The organism is Gardnerella greenwoodii 00703Dmash (assembly GCF_000263635.1).
Taxonomy (GTDB): domain Bacteria; phylum Actinomycetota; class Actinomycetes; order Actinomycetales; family Bifidobacteriaceae; genus Bifidobacterium; species Bifidobacterium greenwoodii.
In genome coordinates, this window is the sequence record NZ_ADEV01000007.1 from 55,542 (window position 1) to 71,045 (window position 15,504).

12 protein-coding genes are annotated in these 15,504 nt (G+C 48.8%); 10 read left to right on the plus strand and 2 right to left on the minus strand.

Annotated elements, in window-relative coordinates; all coding sequences use genetic code 11:
- Positions 1 to 153: 153 nt before the first annotated feature.
- From mvaD to NG78_RS03240, 10 genes are all read left to right on the plus strand, one after another.
- On the plus strand, positions 154 to 1,281 hold the full coding sequence (gene mvaD, locus NG78_RS03285; RefSeq protein ID WP_004134412.1) for a diphosphomevalonate decarboxylase: 1,128 nt from the start codon (positions 154 to 156) through the stop codon (positions 1,279 to 1,281).
- Entirely contained in the window at positions 1,278 to 3,731 is a 2,454-nt protein-coding gene (gene fni / locus NG78_RS03280; RefSeq protein WP_004134415.1) for a type 2 isopentenyl-diphosphate Delta-isomerase, read from the plus strand. Before mvaD ends, fni begins: the two co-directional genes overlap by 4 nt.
- 139 nt (positions 3,732 to 3,870) lie before the next feature.
- Positions 3,871 to 4,065: a 50S ribosomal protein L28 gene (gene rpmB / locus NG78_RS03275; protein WP_004105392.1), complete on the plus strand. Its 195-nt coding sequence runs from the start codon at positions 3,871 to 3,873 to the stop codon at positions 4,063 to 4,065.
- An 849-nt stretch (positions 4,066 to 4,914) separates the two neighbouring features.
- Positions 4,915 to 7,350 (plus strand): ATP-dependent DNA helicase RecG, encoded by a 2,436-nt coding sequence (locus tag NG78_RS03270; RefSeq protein ID WP_004134417.1) that lies wholly within the window; start codon positions 4,915 to 4,917, stop codon positions 7,348 to 7,350.
- Positions 7,351 to 7,625: 275 nt separating this feature from the next.
- Complete coding sequence (locus tag NG78_RS03265; protein WP_004134418.1) at positions 7,626 to 8,774, plus strand: PfkB family carbohydrate kinase; 1,149 nt, start codon at positions 7,626 to 7,628, stop codon at positions 8,772 to 8,774.
- Positions 8,775 to 9,079: 305 nt separating this feature from the next.
- Complete coding sequence (gene rpsF, locus NG78_RS03260) at positions 9,080 to 9,376, plus strand: 30S ribosomal protein S6 (protein WP_004128903.1); 297 nt, start codon at positions 9,080 to 9,082, stop codon at positions 9,374 to 9,376.
- 36 nt (positions 9,377 to 9,412) lie between these two features.
- Positions 9,413 to 10,021: a single-stranded DNA-binding protein gene (locus NG78_RS03255; protein ID WP_004134419.1), complete on the plus strand. Its 609-nt coding sequence runs from the start codon at positions 9,413 to 9,415 to the stop codon at positions 10,019 to 10,021.
- A gap of 108 nt (positions 10,022 to 10,129) precedes the next feature.
- Positions 10,130 to 10,378: a 30S ribosomal protein S18 gene (rpsR, locus tag NG78_RS03250; RefSeq protein WP_004105399.1), complete on the plus strand. Its 249-nt coding sequence runs from the start codon at positions 10,130 to 10,132 to the stop codon at positions 10,376 to 10,378.
- Between the two features lie 16 nt (positions 10,379 to 10,394).
- The gene (gene rplI / locus NG78_RS03245; protein WP_004134422.1) at positions 10,395 to 10,841 is read left to right on the plus strand and encodes a 50S ribosomal protein L9; all 447 of its coding nucleotides are present in this window, start codon (positions 10,395 to 10,397) and stop codon (positions 10,839 to 10,841) included.
- Positions 10,842 to 11,191: 350 nt separating this feature from the next.
- On the plus strand, positions 11,192 to 12,628 hold the full coding sequence (locus NG78_RS03240) for a zinc ribbon domain-containing protein (RefSeq protein WP_004134424.1): 1,437 nt from the start codon (positions 11,192 to 11,194) through the stop codon (positions 12,626 to 12,628).
- 134 nt (positions 12,629 to 12,762) lie between these two features.
- Here NG78_RS03240 and NG78_RS03235 read toward each other — a convergent pair whose 3' ends face one another.
- Both NG78_RS03235 and NG78_RS03230 read right to left on the minus strand, forming a co-directional pair.
- Positions 12,763 to 14,070, minus strand: coding sequence for a hydroxymethylglutaryl-CoA synthase family protein (locus tag NG78_RS03235; protein ID WP_032837762.1), 1,308 nt, complete (start codon positions 14,068 to 14,070; stop codon positions 12,763 to 12,765).
- Between the two features lie 7 nt (positions 14,071 to 14,077).
- On the minus strand, positions 14,078 to 15,439 hold the full coding sequence (locus NG78_RS03230) for a hydroxymethylglutaryl-CoA reductase, degradative (RefSeq protein WP_004134429.1): 1,362 nt from the start codon (positions 15,437 to 15,439) through the stop codon (positions 14,078 to 14,080).
- Positions 15,440 to 15,504: the final 65 nt, after the last annotated feature.

The window sequence follows — 15,504 nt, forward strand, 5'->3', positions numbered from 1 at the left end:
CGCGTGTTTTAGTGTGTTTGCGTTCGCGCGCGTTTTCTTGCGCGTATGAGCTTTTGCGCCGGCAATTGCTAAAATAGATACTTAGTGCGCTGTGCACGCACCAACGCACCAGCCTCGCAAGCCGCGCCCACCAATTCGCAGCAAAGGAATCGCATGCAAAACGTTGAAATTCAGCCAAAAGTAACGTTTGACTCAAGCCTTGCTCCTAACTCAGCTGTAGCCAAAGCGAATGTGAATATTGCGCTGATTAAGTATTGGGGCAAGCGCGACGAACGGCTGATTTTGCCTTATACTTCCTCGCTTTCGCTCACTCTTTCGGATTTGTACGCAACTACTAGCGTGCATTTTGACGAAAGTCTTTCTGCCGATTTCGTTACTTTGGACGGATTTGCTCTGCCGACGGATGATTCCACGCGTCTTCGCGTAGTTGCAATGCTCGATTTGGTGCGCGAAAAGGCCGGAATTTCAACGAAAGCGAAAGTTGTTTCGCATAATCACGTGCCGATTGCGGCCGGTCTTGCTTCTAGCGCGTCCGGATCTGCGGCTCTTGCAGCTGCCGCTTCTTATGCCGCCGGCTTGAATTTGACTCCGCGCGAACTTTCTCGACTTGCTCGCCGCGGTTCCGGTTCGGCGTGTCGCTCGATTTTTGGCGGATTTGTGCTTTGGAATAAGGGTGAGGATGACGAAACGTCTTATGCTGAGCCGATTGCGGATTTGTTTGCGGATCCGCTTTCCGAGCCTGCTGAGCCTGCTGATAGTCACCTTCCCGCTTCTCTTCTCGCTCAAAAAAATTTGAATCCCGCAATGATTGTCGTCACGCTAGACAGCAGTAAAAAGCCGATTTCTAGCCGAACTGCCATGCGTCGCACTGTTGAAACTTCGCCCGCGTACATGCCTTGGGTTGAGCAGTCGAAGAAGGATCTTGCGCGCGCTCTTGATGCGATTCGCGTTGGCAGCATTGAGCAGCTGGGCGAGGTTATGGAGCAGAATTCGTTGGGAATGCATGAAACTATGCGTAAAGCAAATCCGCCTGTAAATTATTTGACGGATAAAACTTACGCTGTGCTGAATGCTGTGTGCTCTATGCGCGAGTGCGGTTGGCCGGTTTGGGCCACGATGGATGCGGGGCCGAATGTGAAGGTGCTGACGGATGCGGGTTGCGCGGCGCGTGCGGCTGAGGAGTTGCGCGGGCGAGTGGCGGAATCTGCTAAATTTACGATTGCTTTGCCAGGCGACGGCGTAAGCGTAAGTGCGAGTTTGAAACAGGCGGCGAAATTATGACTCAGGTGCAGGCGAGTGCTCCCGGAAAGCTTTATATTGCGGGCGAGTATGCGGTTGTTGATGGTTCGGCGGCGATTGTGGCGGCGGTGAATCGTTATGTAACTGTTAAGGTTGATGATGAAAATTTGCCAGACGATTTGCGCTGTGATTTGCGCGAATTAGCTACTGAAAATTTGCTTGCATTAGTGCCGGAAAGCCGAAAATATTACGGCGTAATCGCGTCTGAAAAAGAAAATTATAAGCCGATTTTTTGGACGCGCGCTTATGACGGAAGTATCGAAATACCAGACGACGAAAAATATGCGTATGTTTTTGCCGCAATGCGCGTAATTGACTCTTATGCATGCGAGTGCTCTGCGCCAAATATGGACCGCAAAAGATACAATTTGCACATTTCCAGCGAGCTCGACGACGCAAAATCCGGGCGAAAGTATGGTCTTGGATCTTCGGCTGCAATAACTGTTGCAACCGTGCGCGCGCTGTGCAAGTGGTACGGCTTGAAGCCTGATATGTCAACGATTTGCAAACTTTCGCTGATTGCTTCCTCGATGGTAAAGAAGTCCGGCAGCGGCGGCGATGTGGCCGCGAGCTCATGCGGCGGCTGGATTTTGTACCGAGCTTACGATCGAGACTGGCTTGAGTCGGAGCTTGGTTTGATAAAATCCGGCGAGTCTAATTTTAGTAAATTATTGCGTAAAAAGTGGCCGCGACTGGAATTTAAACGAATAAATGTGCCGAAAACGCTAAAACTTTTGGTAGGTTGGACCGGTTCGCCGGCTTCTAGCGCGCAGTTGGTAAGCAGCGTAGAAAGTAGCGTAGAAAGCAGCGTTTCTTCCGAAATTGCTCACCCATTTACATATCAAGATTTTTGCAATCAAAGCGAAGTTTGCGTGCAGAAATTGGCGCAATCGCTAGAAAAATCTTCTCTAAAAGAATCAGAATTAAATAATATTTCTGCTTGTTTTGCACAAAACCGCGAATTATTACAAAAATTAAGCGCGCTTACAGGAACGCTAATTGAAACTCCAAAGCTTACGCGTTTTATTGAAGACGCCAATTTTGCCGGAATTCCGGCGAAAACTAGCGGCGCTGGCGGAGGAGATTGTGCAATTGCGCTTACAACAATTTACGAAAAGAATCGGGTTGAAAGTATGAAGTCAGCTTGGGAAAATCACGGAATTATGCCTTTAAATATTGAAGTTGCGGAAGCTCCTGACGACGGCGAAAATTCAGAAACTTGCGCCGTTCAAGCGGCTGAAACTTGCGCCGCTAAAACTCAGGAAACTTGCGCAGTTAAAGCGCCGGAAAATCAGCCTTCTCAAACAATTCAAAATCGCAAGGACGCGCATCTTGCCCTAGCCGACGCTCAGTACAATCCTCGCGCAAATTCCGGTTTTGACTCCGTGCGATTTATGCCGAATGCTTTGCCGCAGTTGGCATTGGACGAGGTTGACTCTAGCGTGCACGTGTTTGCGAAAGAGGCAAGTAGAGCCGACGGCACATCCGCCACTGCTGACGGCACACCCGCCAGCGCCGACGCTACATCCGCCAGCACATCCATCCTCACCCCATCCTTCCTTTGGCGCTCGCCGCTCTACATTAACGCAATGACCGGCGGAAGCTCCAACGCGCAAAAAATAAACGCACAACTCGCGCGCGTTGCGGCAAAAACAGGCGTGGCAATCGCAAGCGGATCTTTAAGCGCCGCCCTTCAAAATAACGCGCTATCCGCCACTTTTAGCGTGATTCGAAGCGAAAATCCGCACGGTTTTGTAATGGCGAACGTAAGCGCTGGCACGAGTCAAAGCGATGCTATGCGAGCCGTTGAAATGCTGCAGGCAAACGCGCTGCAGGTGCATTTGAACGCGGCTCAAGAGCTTGTGATGCCGGAAGGCGACCGCGATTTTCGAAATTGGCTTAAAAATATTGAGCAGATTGTGCGCTCGTGCGAGGCTCAGCATGTGCCTGTTGTTGTGAAGGAAACTGGCTGCGGTATGACGGCTCGAGATGTTTTGCGTTTGCGCAATATTGGTGTGCGCGCGGTTGATGTTTCTGGGCGCGGCGGCACTAATTTTGTGGCGATTGAGAATGCTCGTCGCTCGCGCGGTGGATACGATTATTTGGCGGATTGGGGTCTTACAACCGTTGAGTCGCTTATTGATATTCAAAAGTGCGATGCGCTTAAAGCTGATCCGGTGGAGATTTTCGCGAGTGGAGGAGTTAGAACACCTCTTGATGTTGTGCGCGCGCTTGCGTTAGGGGCGTCTGCTGTGGGAGTTGCTGGCGAGTTTTTGCACACGCTTATGCACGAGGGTGAGGATGCGCTTTTGCAGCAAATTTTAGATTGGCAGGAGCAGATTCACGTAATTATGGCGCTTCTTGGGTGCAAGAGTGTTGCGGACTTGCGAGATAATACGGAGTTTGTGCATTCGGATTGTCTTGGTAAGTGATATACTTGTGTAGTTGTGCGTTCAGCGTGCTTATTTGTTTGTGCTATTTGCGTAGGCTATTTGAATACGTAATTTGCGCGGGCGGTGGCATGGTTGAATGACGCAAGACTTGCAAGTCAAAGAAAATAGGGAGTCCATTATGGCAGCTCGTTGCGCAGTATGTGGCAAGGGACCGCAGACCGGTTTCAGTGTTTCACATTCGCATATCCGCAATAAGCGCACCTTCCGCCCGAATCTTCAGCCGGTTCGCACCACTATTGATGGCGAAAATGTTCGTCTTCGCGTGTGCGTGAAATGCATTAAGGCTGGCAAGGTTCAGCGCGTTGAGGCGTGAATCGCGTATTGATTGCGTTTAAATTGTAAGGCCCTGAGCAGTGCTCGGGGCTTTTTTGTATTCGCAGATTCTTCCGCAAATGTTCCTGTAGCTTTGCACCAGTGATCTGCAGACGCTGATTCCTGTTGATCGGTGAACACTAACATCCGTGCTGCTGCACACGCCACGTCGGGCATTATTACCACGCATTTCACAGCAGCGTGGTTTTGCAACTTTAGTTGCAGGAATATTAGTGTGGTGAGATTTGAGATTTTTCGCACTAAACAAACCATAAAAATAGATAGTCGCACCCACCCGCAGCTTAATTTTTCGACTTTAGTTGCACTTAGTAAACCACGCACTTTGCGCAACTTTCTGCACGAGTCTATGAGTTTTGTGTTGGCATTTAGTATGTTGAGAGGCTGGAAAAATTGTGTTCAGCAATAAAACGAGGACTGCGCATTGACTTGCCGGAGCGCTTAGAGCGTAGCGCGTGAAGGCACTTCAATGCGGAAACTCGCTAAAGTTGGAAGTCCAGTGGACTTCCAACGCGAGTTTCGCAAGCGAGCGTAATAAAACGCGAGCGTATCGTTAAAAACGTTTAAGAATAAAGCGACGAAGGAACGCTCACGCGCAAAGCGCGTTCGCTACTGAGCTTGCGTTGAAAGCACACCGTGCTTTCAACTTGAGCAAGCTCACGCTCCGAGTTGCTTTCGCGCGCGCAATGCTGCGCGAAAGCAGGTCGTCGCGCCTGCGCAAACACAAATTTTCTAGCCTCGTCAAAACCAAAAAACTAAATCAGTTACAAAACTCATAGACGATACTAAAGGATAACGAAAATAAACTCGCGCTCGCGTAAATGCTTTGCGGATGATTTATAATCGAAATATGCTAAATATGCACACGAACTCAGCCAAAACGCACGCTGCACTTTCCTCAATAATCAGCAACAAGCGCCGCGTTTCTGCTCTGAAGTCGCTTGGCATTATCACAATCGAAGATGCGCTAACTTACTACCCGTTCAGGGTTACAAATCCGCTAAAAATCGCGCGTTTGCGTGATGTTCAAATCGGCGAAGAGATTGCGTTTTATGCGCAGATTCAGTCGGTTAACCTCGTGCCTATGAACGCGCGCCGCGGGTTTAGGCTGGAAGTCAACGTTTTGCAAGATCAGCAATCAGTTGCGCAACTTATTTATTTTTCCAAAAATCGCGCTTACGCTAATTGGCTTTCGGCTAAGTTTCGTGTGGGCGAAAACGTTGTGATTGGCGGCGTGTCGAGCGCTTTTAATGGTCGACTCCAGTTTGCGCATCCGCAGATTTTAATAGTAGATTCTTCACAAAATCGAGATACTTTTAATAAGTCTGCCGATACTGTTGGAAGCGTTGAGGAAGGTTTGGCTAGGCTTTGCGCACCGCAGCCGGTTTATCACGCAAATTCTAGGATTTCCAGCGAGCATATTCACGAAACTGTGCTTTCCGCGCTTTCCGCACTTTCGCAATCTGCGCAATCTGCGCAACCCGAGCAATCCGCGCAATCTGCGCAATCTGCGCAACCCGCGCAATCCTCGCTCTCCGCATCCGCTCTTTCCGCCCAAATCCCCAATATTCTTCCGGAATCCGTGCTAAAAAAGCGCAATCTTTTGCCTCGCGCGGAAGCAATTTGCGCTATTCACAATCCTCAATCAGCCGACGAATTTTACAAAGCTATTGCCACCTTGCGCTACGAAGAAGCTTTTGTTTCGCAAGTGGCTGTGCTGCAATCTCGCGAAAATTCTAAAAATAATCAGGCAAAATCCTGTAATAATTCTCGTCTTCGCTGCAAATTTACGGAAAGTTTACCGTTTTCGCTTACAAGCGGCCAGCAAGAGGTTATTGACGAAATTATTGGCGATATGCATGAGCGCCGCCCAATGCGTAGACTTCTGCAGGGCGAGGTTGGTTCCGGAAAAACGGTTGTGGCTGTGAGCGCAATGTTGGAAGCAGTCGGATCTGGGTATCAGGCGGTTTTGGTTGCTCCAACTCAGGTTCTGGCATCTCAACACGCCGAAAATTTGCGGCAGATGATTAAGCGGGCGAATCTAAATGTGCCTGTTATTTTGGTTACTGGCGGTATGAAGCTTGCCGAGCGTCGCCGCGTGCTTGCGAGTGTTGCAAGCGGTGAGCCTGCGCTGATTGTGGCCACTCACGCAGCTTTTTCCGCGACTTTTAAGCCGACGAATTTGGCGCTGGTTATAATCGACGAGCAGCATCGCTTTGGGGTTGCGCAGCGAGATGTGCTAATGCGCAAAATAAGCGAAGATTCGCATACAGAAGTTTCTTCAATCACCCCGCATCTTTTGGTAATGACGGCAACTCCTATTCCGCGCTCTGCCGCAATGACCTGGTTCGGCGACTTGGATGCTTCGTATTTGACGGAACTTCCTGGCGGCAGAAAGCCGATTCGCACTTTTGTTGTGCAAGAAGCAGATGCGTCTACTATGGCGCGCATGTTTGCCCATATTCGTTCGAGAATTGATGCGGGGGAGCGCGCGTACGTGGTCTGCGCGCATATTGAGGACGATGATTTAGAAAGCGACGATGATTTAACGCAAGGCAATTCCGATTTATCTCGTAGCAATTACGACTTATCTCGCACCGCTTCCGACTTATCTCGCGCATCTTCCGACGATTCAGCAAACCTTACTCCCGCCCGCAAATTGCACACAGTCACCGGCATTTTAAAGCGACTTTCCGCGCTTCCGCAGTTCAAAGGTATTAAGTTTGCTCAGCTTACCGGCCGCGACGACGACGCAACAAAGCGCGAAACTATGGAGCGTTTTTTGCGCGGAGACGTGCAGGTTTTGGTTGCAACTACTGTGATTGAGGTGGGCGTTGACGTGCCTCAGGCAAGCTGCATTGTGATTTTTGATGCGGATCGATTCGGTCTTGCGCAATTGCACCAGTTGCGTGGTCGAGTTGGGCGCGGTGGCACGAATTCTTGGGCGTTTTTGGTTGCGCAAACTGATGGTGACACAGTTGCTCAGGAGCGTTTGCAGGTTGTTGAAAAATCCCTTGATGGAGCGGTTATTGCGCAAAAAGATTTGGAATTGCGCAATGTTGGCGACGTTTTGGGCGATTCGCAGTCTGGTGGAAGCTCGAGTTTGAAGCTTTTGCGCGTTGTTCAAGATGCGAAGATTATTGCGCAGGCGCGAGATGATGCTGCTGAAATTTTGCGCGATGACGTGCATCTTACAAATTTGACGAATCTTGCCGGAGCTGTTTTAGACTTTACTAGAGGCGGACGCGCGCAAATCGTAAGCAACTAAACTTGCGCAGTCAATCAAACTTAATCAAACCAAACCAAACCAAACCAAACCAAATCAACCCAAATCAAGCCAAATCAAACCAAACCAAACCAAATCAACCCAAATCAACCCAAATCTAACCAACAAAACTCCTGAAATGGTAGTTCCTGGCACAAAAATAAACAAAAATATATAAAATTTTATAAATTTACGTGCATATTATGAGATTTGTGAATATCCTAGAAAGTAAGCAAAGGTAAGGATCATTTGTAATAGCAATAGAGATGAGGCCTACAATGACTGAACGTGAACAGCAAATCTTGGCTTGGATTCAACAAAATCCAATGATTAGTCAACAGGAACTTGCAAATCTTGCAGGTATTACTCGTTCTGGTGTTGCGGCGCATATCTCTAATCTCATTCGCAAAGGCTACTTGCGCGGCAAGGGCTATATTGTTACGCCTCCAAGCTACGTAACCGTTGTTGGCGGCATCAGCATGGACGTGCTGGGAATTGCTTGCGGAGATTTAATGGATTACACGTCTAACGCTTCGCGCGTGCGCTACATGCTCGGTGGTGTTGGACGAAATATTGCTGTTGCTTTGGAGCGACTTAACATGCGAACAAGCATGGTTTCAGTGTACGGCGGCGACCACAATGGCGAATTGTTCCGCATTGATGCTGCTGCAAACGGCTTAGATATTGGTTACGCAAAGCAGCTTCCGGATTCTATGACCGCTTCTTACATGTACGTTGGCGACGCTTCTGGTCAGCGTTTGCTCGCCTTGGACGACATGAGTATTTATGATCATATGACTCCTGATTTTCTGCGCGAACGCATGTCGATTATTGAAAACGCAGATATTTTGGTGCTTGATACGAATATTCCGCAGAAGTCGCTTGAGTGGTTGTGCGATAGGTATCGTCGTCCGATTGTTGTGCGCGCGATTACGGATGCGAAGGCTCCGCGCGTGCTGTCGAGATTGTCTAAAATTGATACGCTTGTGCTGGATACTGCAGAATCGCAAGCACTTACTGGAATTAATGCGATTGACGAGCGTTCCGCGACGCGTTGCGCGGGTGCGTTGCTTAAGCGCGGTGTGAAGAATGTGTTTGTGAATGCTGGTCGCGCGGGCGTGGCTTACGGTGTGGCAGATGAGGGAGTGGCGTTTTACCCTGTGCCTGTAAAGCGCGTGCAGCGAATGATGCTTGCGCACGGCAATGGAAACGTTGGCGTTGAGGCTGTTGGAAACGACAACGGTTCTAGCGATGTTGCGACGGCGGCGTTGATTTATGCGCGATACAACGAGTTTGATCCAGCTAAGACTGGTCGTTTTGCTGTTGCTGCGGCCGCGCTTAATACGGAGTCGGTGCAGCCGGTGCATGAGTCGCTTACGCCGGAGCTGATTGCGACTCGCATGGTTAATATTCACGAGCGCGCGTAGCGCGACGACCTAAACTGCTCGCTCTTAAGTCGTTTTGGTCGGTTTTGGAAACATTTGCCGTGTTTTTCTACGGCATTTGTTGTCGGTTTTGCGGATTTGGGAAACATTTGCCGTGTAATTCTCCGGCGTTTGTTGTCGTTTTGGTCGGAATTTTGCGCTTCCGTCTTTCACTTTTATTGCTTAACTATGTCGTCGCGAGCGCGGGGTAGAATAGCCAAGTTATGTGCGGTTTTAACGCTGCGCATATTTGCAAACACACTCCTGCTGTGGAAAGTCCATAGCCGATAGTCCGAAGGAGGTGGGTGATGTCTGCACATAAGTATGAACTGATGTTCATTGCAAATCCTGAGCTGGATGAGCACGGTCTTAAGAAGTTGACCGAGCAGTATCTTGAGCTCGTCACCAACGAGGGCGGTTCTGTTGACGGTACCGATTACTGGGGTCGTCGCAAGTTCGCTTACGAAATCGAAGGTAAGACTGAAGGTAACTACGTTGTGGTTAACTACACTGCTGAGCCAGCTGTAAGCGACGAGCTTGACCGTGTTTTGAACCTTAACGAGTCTGTAATCCGCACGAAGATTCTTCGCAAGGACGCTAAGTAAATAAATCAAGCAAAAGCGAGAAAGAAAAGGCAAACTATGGCAGGCGAAACAATTATCACTGTTGTGGGAAATCTCACGGCAGATCCTGAATTAAGGTCGCTTTCTAATGGTGCTTCAGTTGCAAGCTTTACCATTGCGTCTACACCTCGTACGTTCAATCGTAATACGAATCAGTTCGAGGACGGTCCTGCATTGTTTATGCGCTGCTCAGCATGGCGAGATCTTGCAGAGCATTGCGCTAATAGTCTTTCTAAAGGTATGCGCGTTATTGCGCAAGGCCGATTGTCGCAGCGCTCGTATCAGGCGCAAGATGGTTCAAATCGCACGGTAGTAGAGCTTACTATCGATGAGATTGGTCCGTCTTTGCGTTACGCAACTGCTCAGGTTAATCGACAGACTTCCGCAGCTGGTTTTGCTGGCGGATCTCGTGCAGCTGTAGCTGGTAGCGGCGCGAACGGCGCAAGTAAACCTAACTTCGCTCAGGGCGGCGGTTATGCTGGCGGCGCAAATTACGCTGCAAGTCAAGCTGCTTCTAACGCGAATGCTGGAGCAGATCCTTGGAGTTCTGCACCAACTAACGACGGATTTACTACTTTCGGTGCCGGCGCTGATTTTGGCGGCGACGCAGAAGAGCCGGAATTCTAGGCTGTTTACTTAATATTGCTTAATATTATTTGCTTAATACTAATAATTTCATCATCAGTTAAATGTTATGCGAACAAATAGCATAACGGATTTGAGAGAGGACATCTTATGTCACGCAAGAGGCCGCAACCACCGGTCAAGCCTTTCAAGAAGAAGCCAAATCCTCTGAAGGCTGCCAAGATTACTGAAATTGATTATAAAGACGTTGCTTTGCTGCGCAAGTTCGTTTCTGACCGCGGCAAGATTCGTTCCCGTCGTATTACCGGCGTAACCGTGCAGGAACAGCGCAAGATCGCGAAGGCCGTGAAGAACGCTCGCGAAATGGCTTTGCTTCCATACGCCACTACCGGTCGCTGATTGAGAGGTTGTAACAATGGCTGAAACTAAGGTTATTCTTACCAAGACTGTTGCCAACCTCGGTCACTCTGGTGACGTTGTTGAAGTTAAGGCTGGCTATGCTCGTAACTACCTTATTCCACAAGGTTTAGCTTTTGCATGGAATAAGGGTGCTGCTTCCCAGATTGAAGCAATGCGTCGCGCTCGTTTGGCTAAGGCTGTTGCTACTCGCGAAGAGGCTGTTGCAGCTAAGGCTCAGATTGAAGGCACTGTTGTGGAGCTTTCTGCTAAGGTTTCCGAGTCTGGCAAGCTCTTCGGTGGCATTTCTGCCGAGAAGATTGCTGCTGCTTTGGCTCCAAAGGCCGCTGTGGAAGCTCGCGCAATCAAGGTTGCTGCTATTAAGACCACTGGTGAGTTCCCAGCAACCGTAGCGTTGCACCCAGAAATCACCGCTTCCTTCACCGTGAAGGTTGTGGCTGAGTAGTAGGTAGCTTTCGGTAGCAGTTTTGTAAATTTTACGAGATTGCGTGATTACGGGATTGCGTGATTACGGGATTTCGGAATTTGCGGAATTTACGAGATTGCTAGATTGCTAGATTGCGAAATTTTACGAGATTTTACGAAACGCGTGTGGCAGGCAGATTGCTTTAGCGGTTTGCTTGTTTGCTTGCGTTGATTGAACTTAAGCATTGGCTCTGTGCGGTGTTACTTGGGTTTAAGACTCACGTAACACAGCACAGAGCTTTTTTATTATTTATTTTGTCGTTTATCTATTAGAATTGATGATGGTTATGCGATTTAGCTTATGGTTTGCTGCGTGAGAGAAGGTTTCGTATGTTTTGCATTAATTGTGGTAATCCTATTGATGGTACAGCCAAGTTTTGCACAAAATGCGGTGCAAGAGTAGAAGATGAAGCTTCTCAGCAGCCGCAGACTCATACGCAGCCGCAACAGACTTACACGCCTCAGCAGGCTCAGCAATCGCAGCAATACCAGCAATCGCAACCGTCGGCTTATACACAGCAGCTTAATCCAGTTAAACAGAAGTTTTCCAAGTTCTTTGCAGCACTAAGTCAACCTAAGAATCTTATTATTACCGTAATTTCCGCTGTTGTTGTAATTGTGCTAGTTGTATGCACTTGCGTATGGTACTTCCGCTCAAATAATAATTCTTCATCAACTCGCGGCGCAAATTCTAATCCGAATGCTGCAGGTAACGCTTTTAATAACGCAAACGCGCCTAAAGCTTTAACTCAAGACGATATTATTTCAAATGCCGGTAAAGCTTACAAAAATTTGATTGATAGCGGATCTTATACTTCTACTAATTTCCCTCAGCATTACAGCTATTACTACGCATTGTGGGATATTGATGGCGACAATATTCCGGAAATGGTTGTTACTGCGTCTGAAGATTTCAATATTGGTGAAGATCAATATATTCACGTATTCTCGTACAAAAATGGGAAGATTGTTTCGTATCCGGACATTATAGATAAGCATGATATTTATGAAGAGCGTGGAACTATGTTCTTCGGCGGTAATCATGACGGTATTGTTGTTGCAAGATCGTATCAAACTCCTGGAAATGATGGTGTTGATGGTCTTCCTTGGCATGTGTATACATACAAAATTAATGGTAAGAGTTTTGATAAATCTACGGTTGACGTTGCTAAGCCTATAGAATTTAAGACCAAATTTACTACAGGCTCGTTGGCTGGTTTGCAAAATTTTGTGTATCCAAAATTTGTGTCCGTTAATGACTTAACTGATATAAACAATCTGATTGATACCCCGAATTTAACTCCTGAGCAGAAGAAGATGAATAAAACTATTAACGAGTGGCTCGAAAAAGGGTATCAAGTTTTTTCTGGAACTGTTAAGAGGTTGAGTGCTGAAGAAGCGTACGATTATCCTGGCATTACTCCAAATGATCCAAATGCTAAGGATGAAGTTATGAAATCTCTTAACGAAGGAGACGTAGGAAACGGTACTTTTGACATTATTGCATTAGATCAGAAGCGTTCTGGTAACGGTTTTTGCACTGGAATGTATGGTGGGTTTATGCCAAGTCACATGATATTTGATCTTGTTTCTGTTCGATTTGATAATTCGGATAAAGATCAGGCTGCGTTTGTTGAAAAGTATGCTGGCAAAAAGATTATGGTTGCGGCTCGCCCAGGTGGCTATGACGGTGGAAATTGGATGGAATTGCCGGCTCGTCAACCTACTGTGGGCGAGATTCATTTGATAAAGGAGTATAGCGAGTAGAGCGGCTGCGCTGGTGAAACTGCGCGTGTGAGGATGCGCGGCTGAGGCTGCGCGGGTGAGACAGCGCGGGTGAGGCTGCGCGGCTGAGGCTGCGCAAGGGTGAGTAGTTTGGGTCGTGTGCCTCGTGGCTCGCTTTAGTTCGAGCTATAGTGGCGCTCTTGCGAGGCGATGCAGTCTAGGAAGAAGTGTGCGCGCTCGCGGTGAGACGTATCGCTTACGAAATCTTCCGGAGCGTAAGGCGCAACGCTAGAAAACATCGCTTCGTAATCTGCAACGTTTAATCGCACTCGAGAATCGAGCATATCCGCGTGCTCTTGAGTAAACAGCGCGTCTTTAAATCCTGGCACAAGAGTTGCGCTAAAGAACTCGCCAACAGCGCCGGATCCGTAAGAAAATAGGCCGATTTTATCACCGCTTTTAAGTGGATGAAGCTCGTTATTTTTGTGAGTAGATTCGTCTGACTCAAGTCCGTCTGGCTCAAGTCCGTCTAGCTCAAGCAAAGAAAGCAATCCCAAATACAGGGATCCCGTATAAATATTGCCTACGCGACGACTGTACTTCGTGCTGGTTTCGTAGCGCGAAAGCAAGCGATTGCGCGACGACTCGCTTAAGTTGGCAGCAGCGCAAGAATTGGCGGTGTTGCAAGAATCTGCGCAAGAATTATCGCAAGAGTCCATCGCCGCTTTAAGCGCTTTCAAACCCATTTTCGTATACGGCAAGTGGAAGCATAACCCTGCAAAATCGTTGAAATTGCAATCGTTTTGCGCGCAATACTTTTGCCACACGTCGCAGAAAAATTCTATGTACTGCTCTGTTGAAAACTTGCCGCGAGCAAGAGCGGTGTCTTGGTAAACTGGTCGCCAAAAGTCCTGAATATCCGCGGATTTTACAACGCTGTCGTCGTTAATTTTAAGCACGTGCGGATTCGCGCTTACAAGCATCGCCACAGCCCCAGCGCCTTGCGTTACTTCGCCAGGGGTAGCAAGACCGTAGCGCGCAATATCGGACGCAATTACTAGCACTTGCGGATCTTTTTTGGCGTGCGCGCGCACATAATCGCATGCCATCATCAAAGCTGCGGTGCCGCCATAGCAAGCCTCTTTTACTTCAACGACACGCACCCACGGAGTGAGTTTTAGCAGATTTTGAACGTATAGCGCGCTGGATTTGCTTGCGTCAACGCCGCTTTCTGTGCCGACGATTAGCATTTTGAGGCGATTGCTGCTGATGTATGGCAGGAGTGGGAGAGCGGCTTGGGCGGCGAGGGTGACGATGTCTTGGTGATTTGGCGGCACGGATTGCTCGCTTTGGCCGATTCCGATTGTGAATTTATTAGGGTCGATTCCGCGCGCGTTTGCAAGATCCGTGAGGTTTAAGTAGTAGTGCGGCGTGGCGAATGAGATGCGGTCGATGCCGACTGTAAGTGGGGTTGTGGTATTCATTTTTTCCTCAATTTTTACTTGATTCGCGAAATATTTTAAGTAATTGCTCAACTTTTTTCGTAGTTCTTTCTGCAGGACTAAGTTGCAGAAGATTTTTTGCGATTTTCTCGATTTCTTCGCCCTTAGCGCCGGCTGCGATTGCAAGATTTGAGGCCTGCAATGCCATGTGACCGGCCTGAATTCCTGGGCCTGCCAACGCGCGAAGTGCCGCAAGATTTTGCACCAATCCTAAAGCTGCAAGCGTGTTTCTAAAGTCGTTTGCGTTTTTATATTTGCCGATTTTGATTGCGAGTTTTGCCATTGGAAGAGATGAGATTGAGCCGCCAACAATGCCGACTTGTAGGGGAATTTCAATACGACCGTGGAGTATGGTTTGCTCGTTTAAGCTTTCGGTGTTCCACGTTGACAGTGGTAGGTAGCGGCCGGAGCGCGCCGCCCACGCGTGTGCTGCCGCTTCTAGCGCTCGCGTATCATTTCCGGACGCGAGCGCGGCTCCTGCAATGCCGTTTAGGATTCCTTTGTTGTGCGTGGCGGCGCGTTCAGGGTCGCTGGCGGCTAGTGCGCTTAATGCCGCGATTCGGCGTGCGAGGCGCTTTCCTTCGCCTTCGCGTTTAGCTTCTTCAAGCCGCCTTGAAGCTAAGGCTTCAACCGGTATTCGCACTTCTGCTGTGCTGGCAACGCGGCTTGTGTTGGTAAGAATCGCCACAAGCGCCTCAACGCCGAGCCAGCTTTCCAGCTGGGCTTTGACGGCTTCGCCCATAGTGTTCACTGTGTTTGCGCCCATTGCATCGCATGTGTCTACGTCAATCTCTAGTTTGGCGAAGCCGTGCAAAGCTAAAGCGCGGCATTTTCGCGCGCCGCCGCCCCTTTTACTCATTGATGGGTGTGACTCGTTTGCAACGCGCAGAAGCTCTTCAACCTTTGCACAATCCTCAATAATCTCGCGCAAACGCGCCGCCACGCTCCCGTCCGCGTCTTCAAAAGCGATTTGCGCGGTGGTTACGTATTGTGGGGAGTGCGCAATAATTCCGCATTCATCATCAACAGCCGCAACACCTGCCGCATCACAAGCCGCAGTCGCAATCCTCGCCCCATTGCACGCCGCCGCAATCACGGACGGCTCCTCGGTTGCAACCAGCACGTCCCGCGCTTTTCCGTTCACAATCAGCCCGCGCACAACGCCAACCGGCAGAGTGTACTTTCCAATCTGATGCTCAATCATATGATTCGCAACATCCGCAGGAATTGTAGTGTCGGAACTTTCCGAAAGCTGCTTAAGCAAAAAAGTTGCTTCAGATTCGTTTATTGCGCCATCATTTTGCAAGGTTTTGATGCGATTTTCCACGCTTAATTCACGAAAAGCAGTCATCGAAATCACCTCATGATTTTACCGACTACGAAGGCTACTGATTGCTTCGCATTCTAGCTTAATTG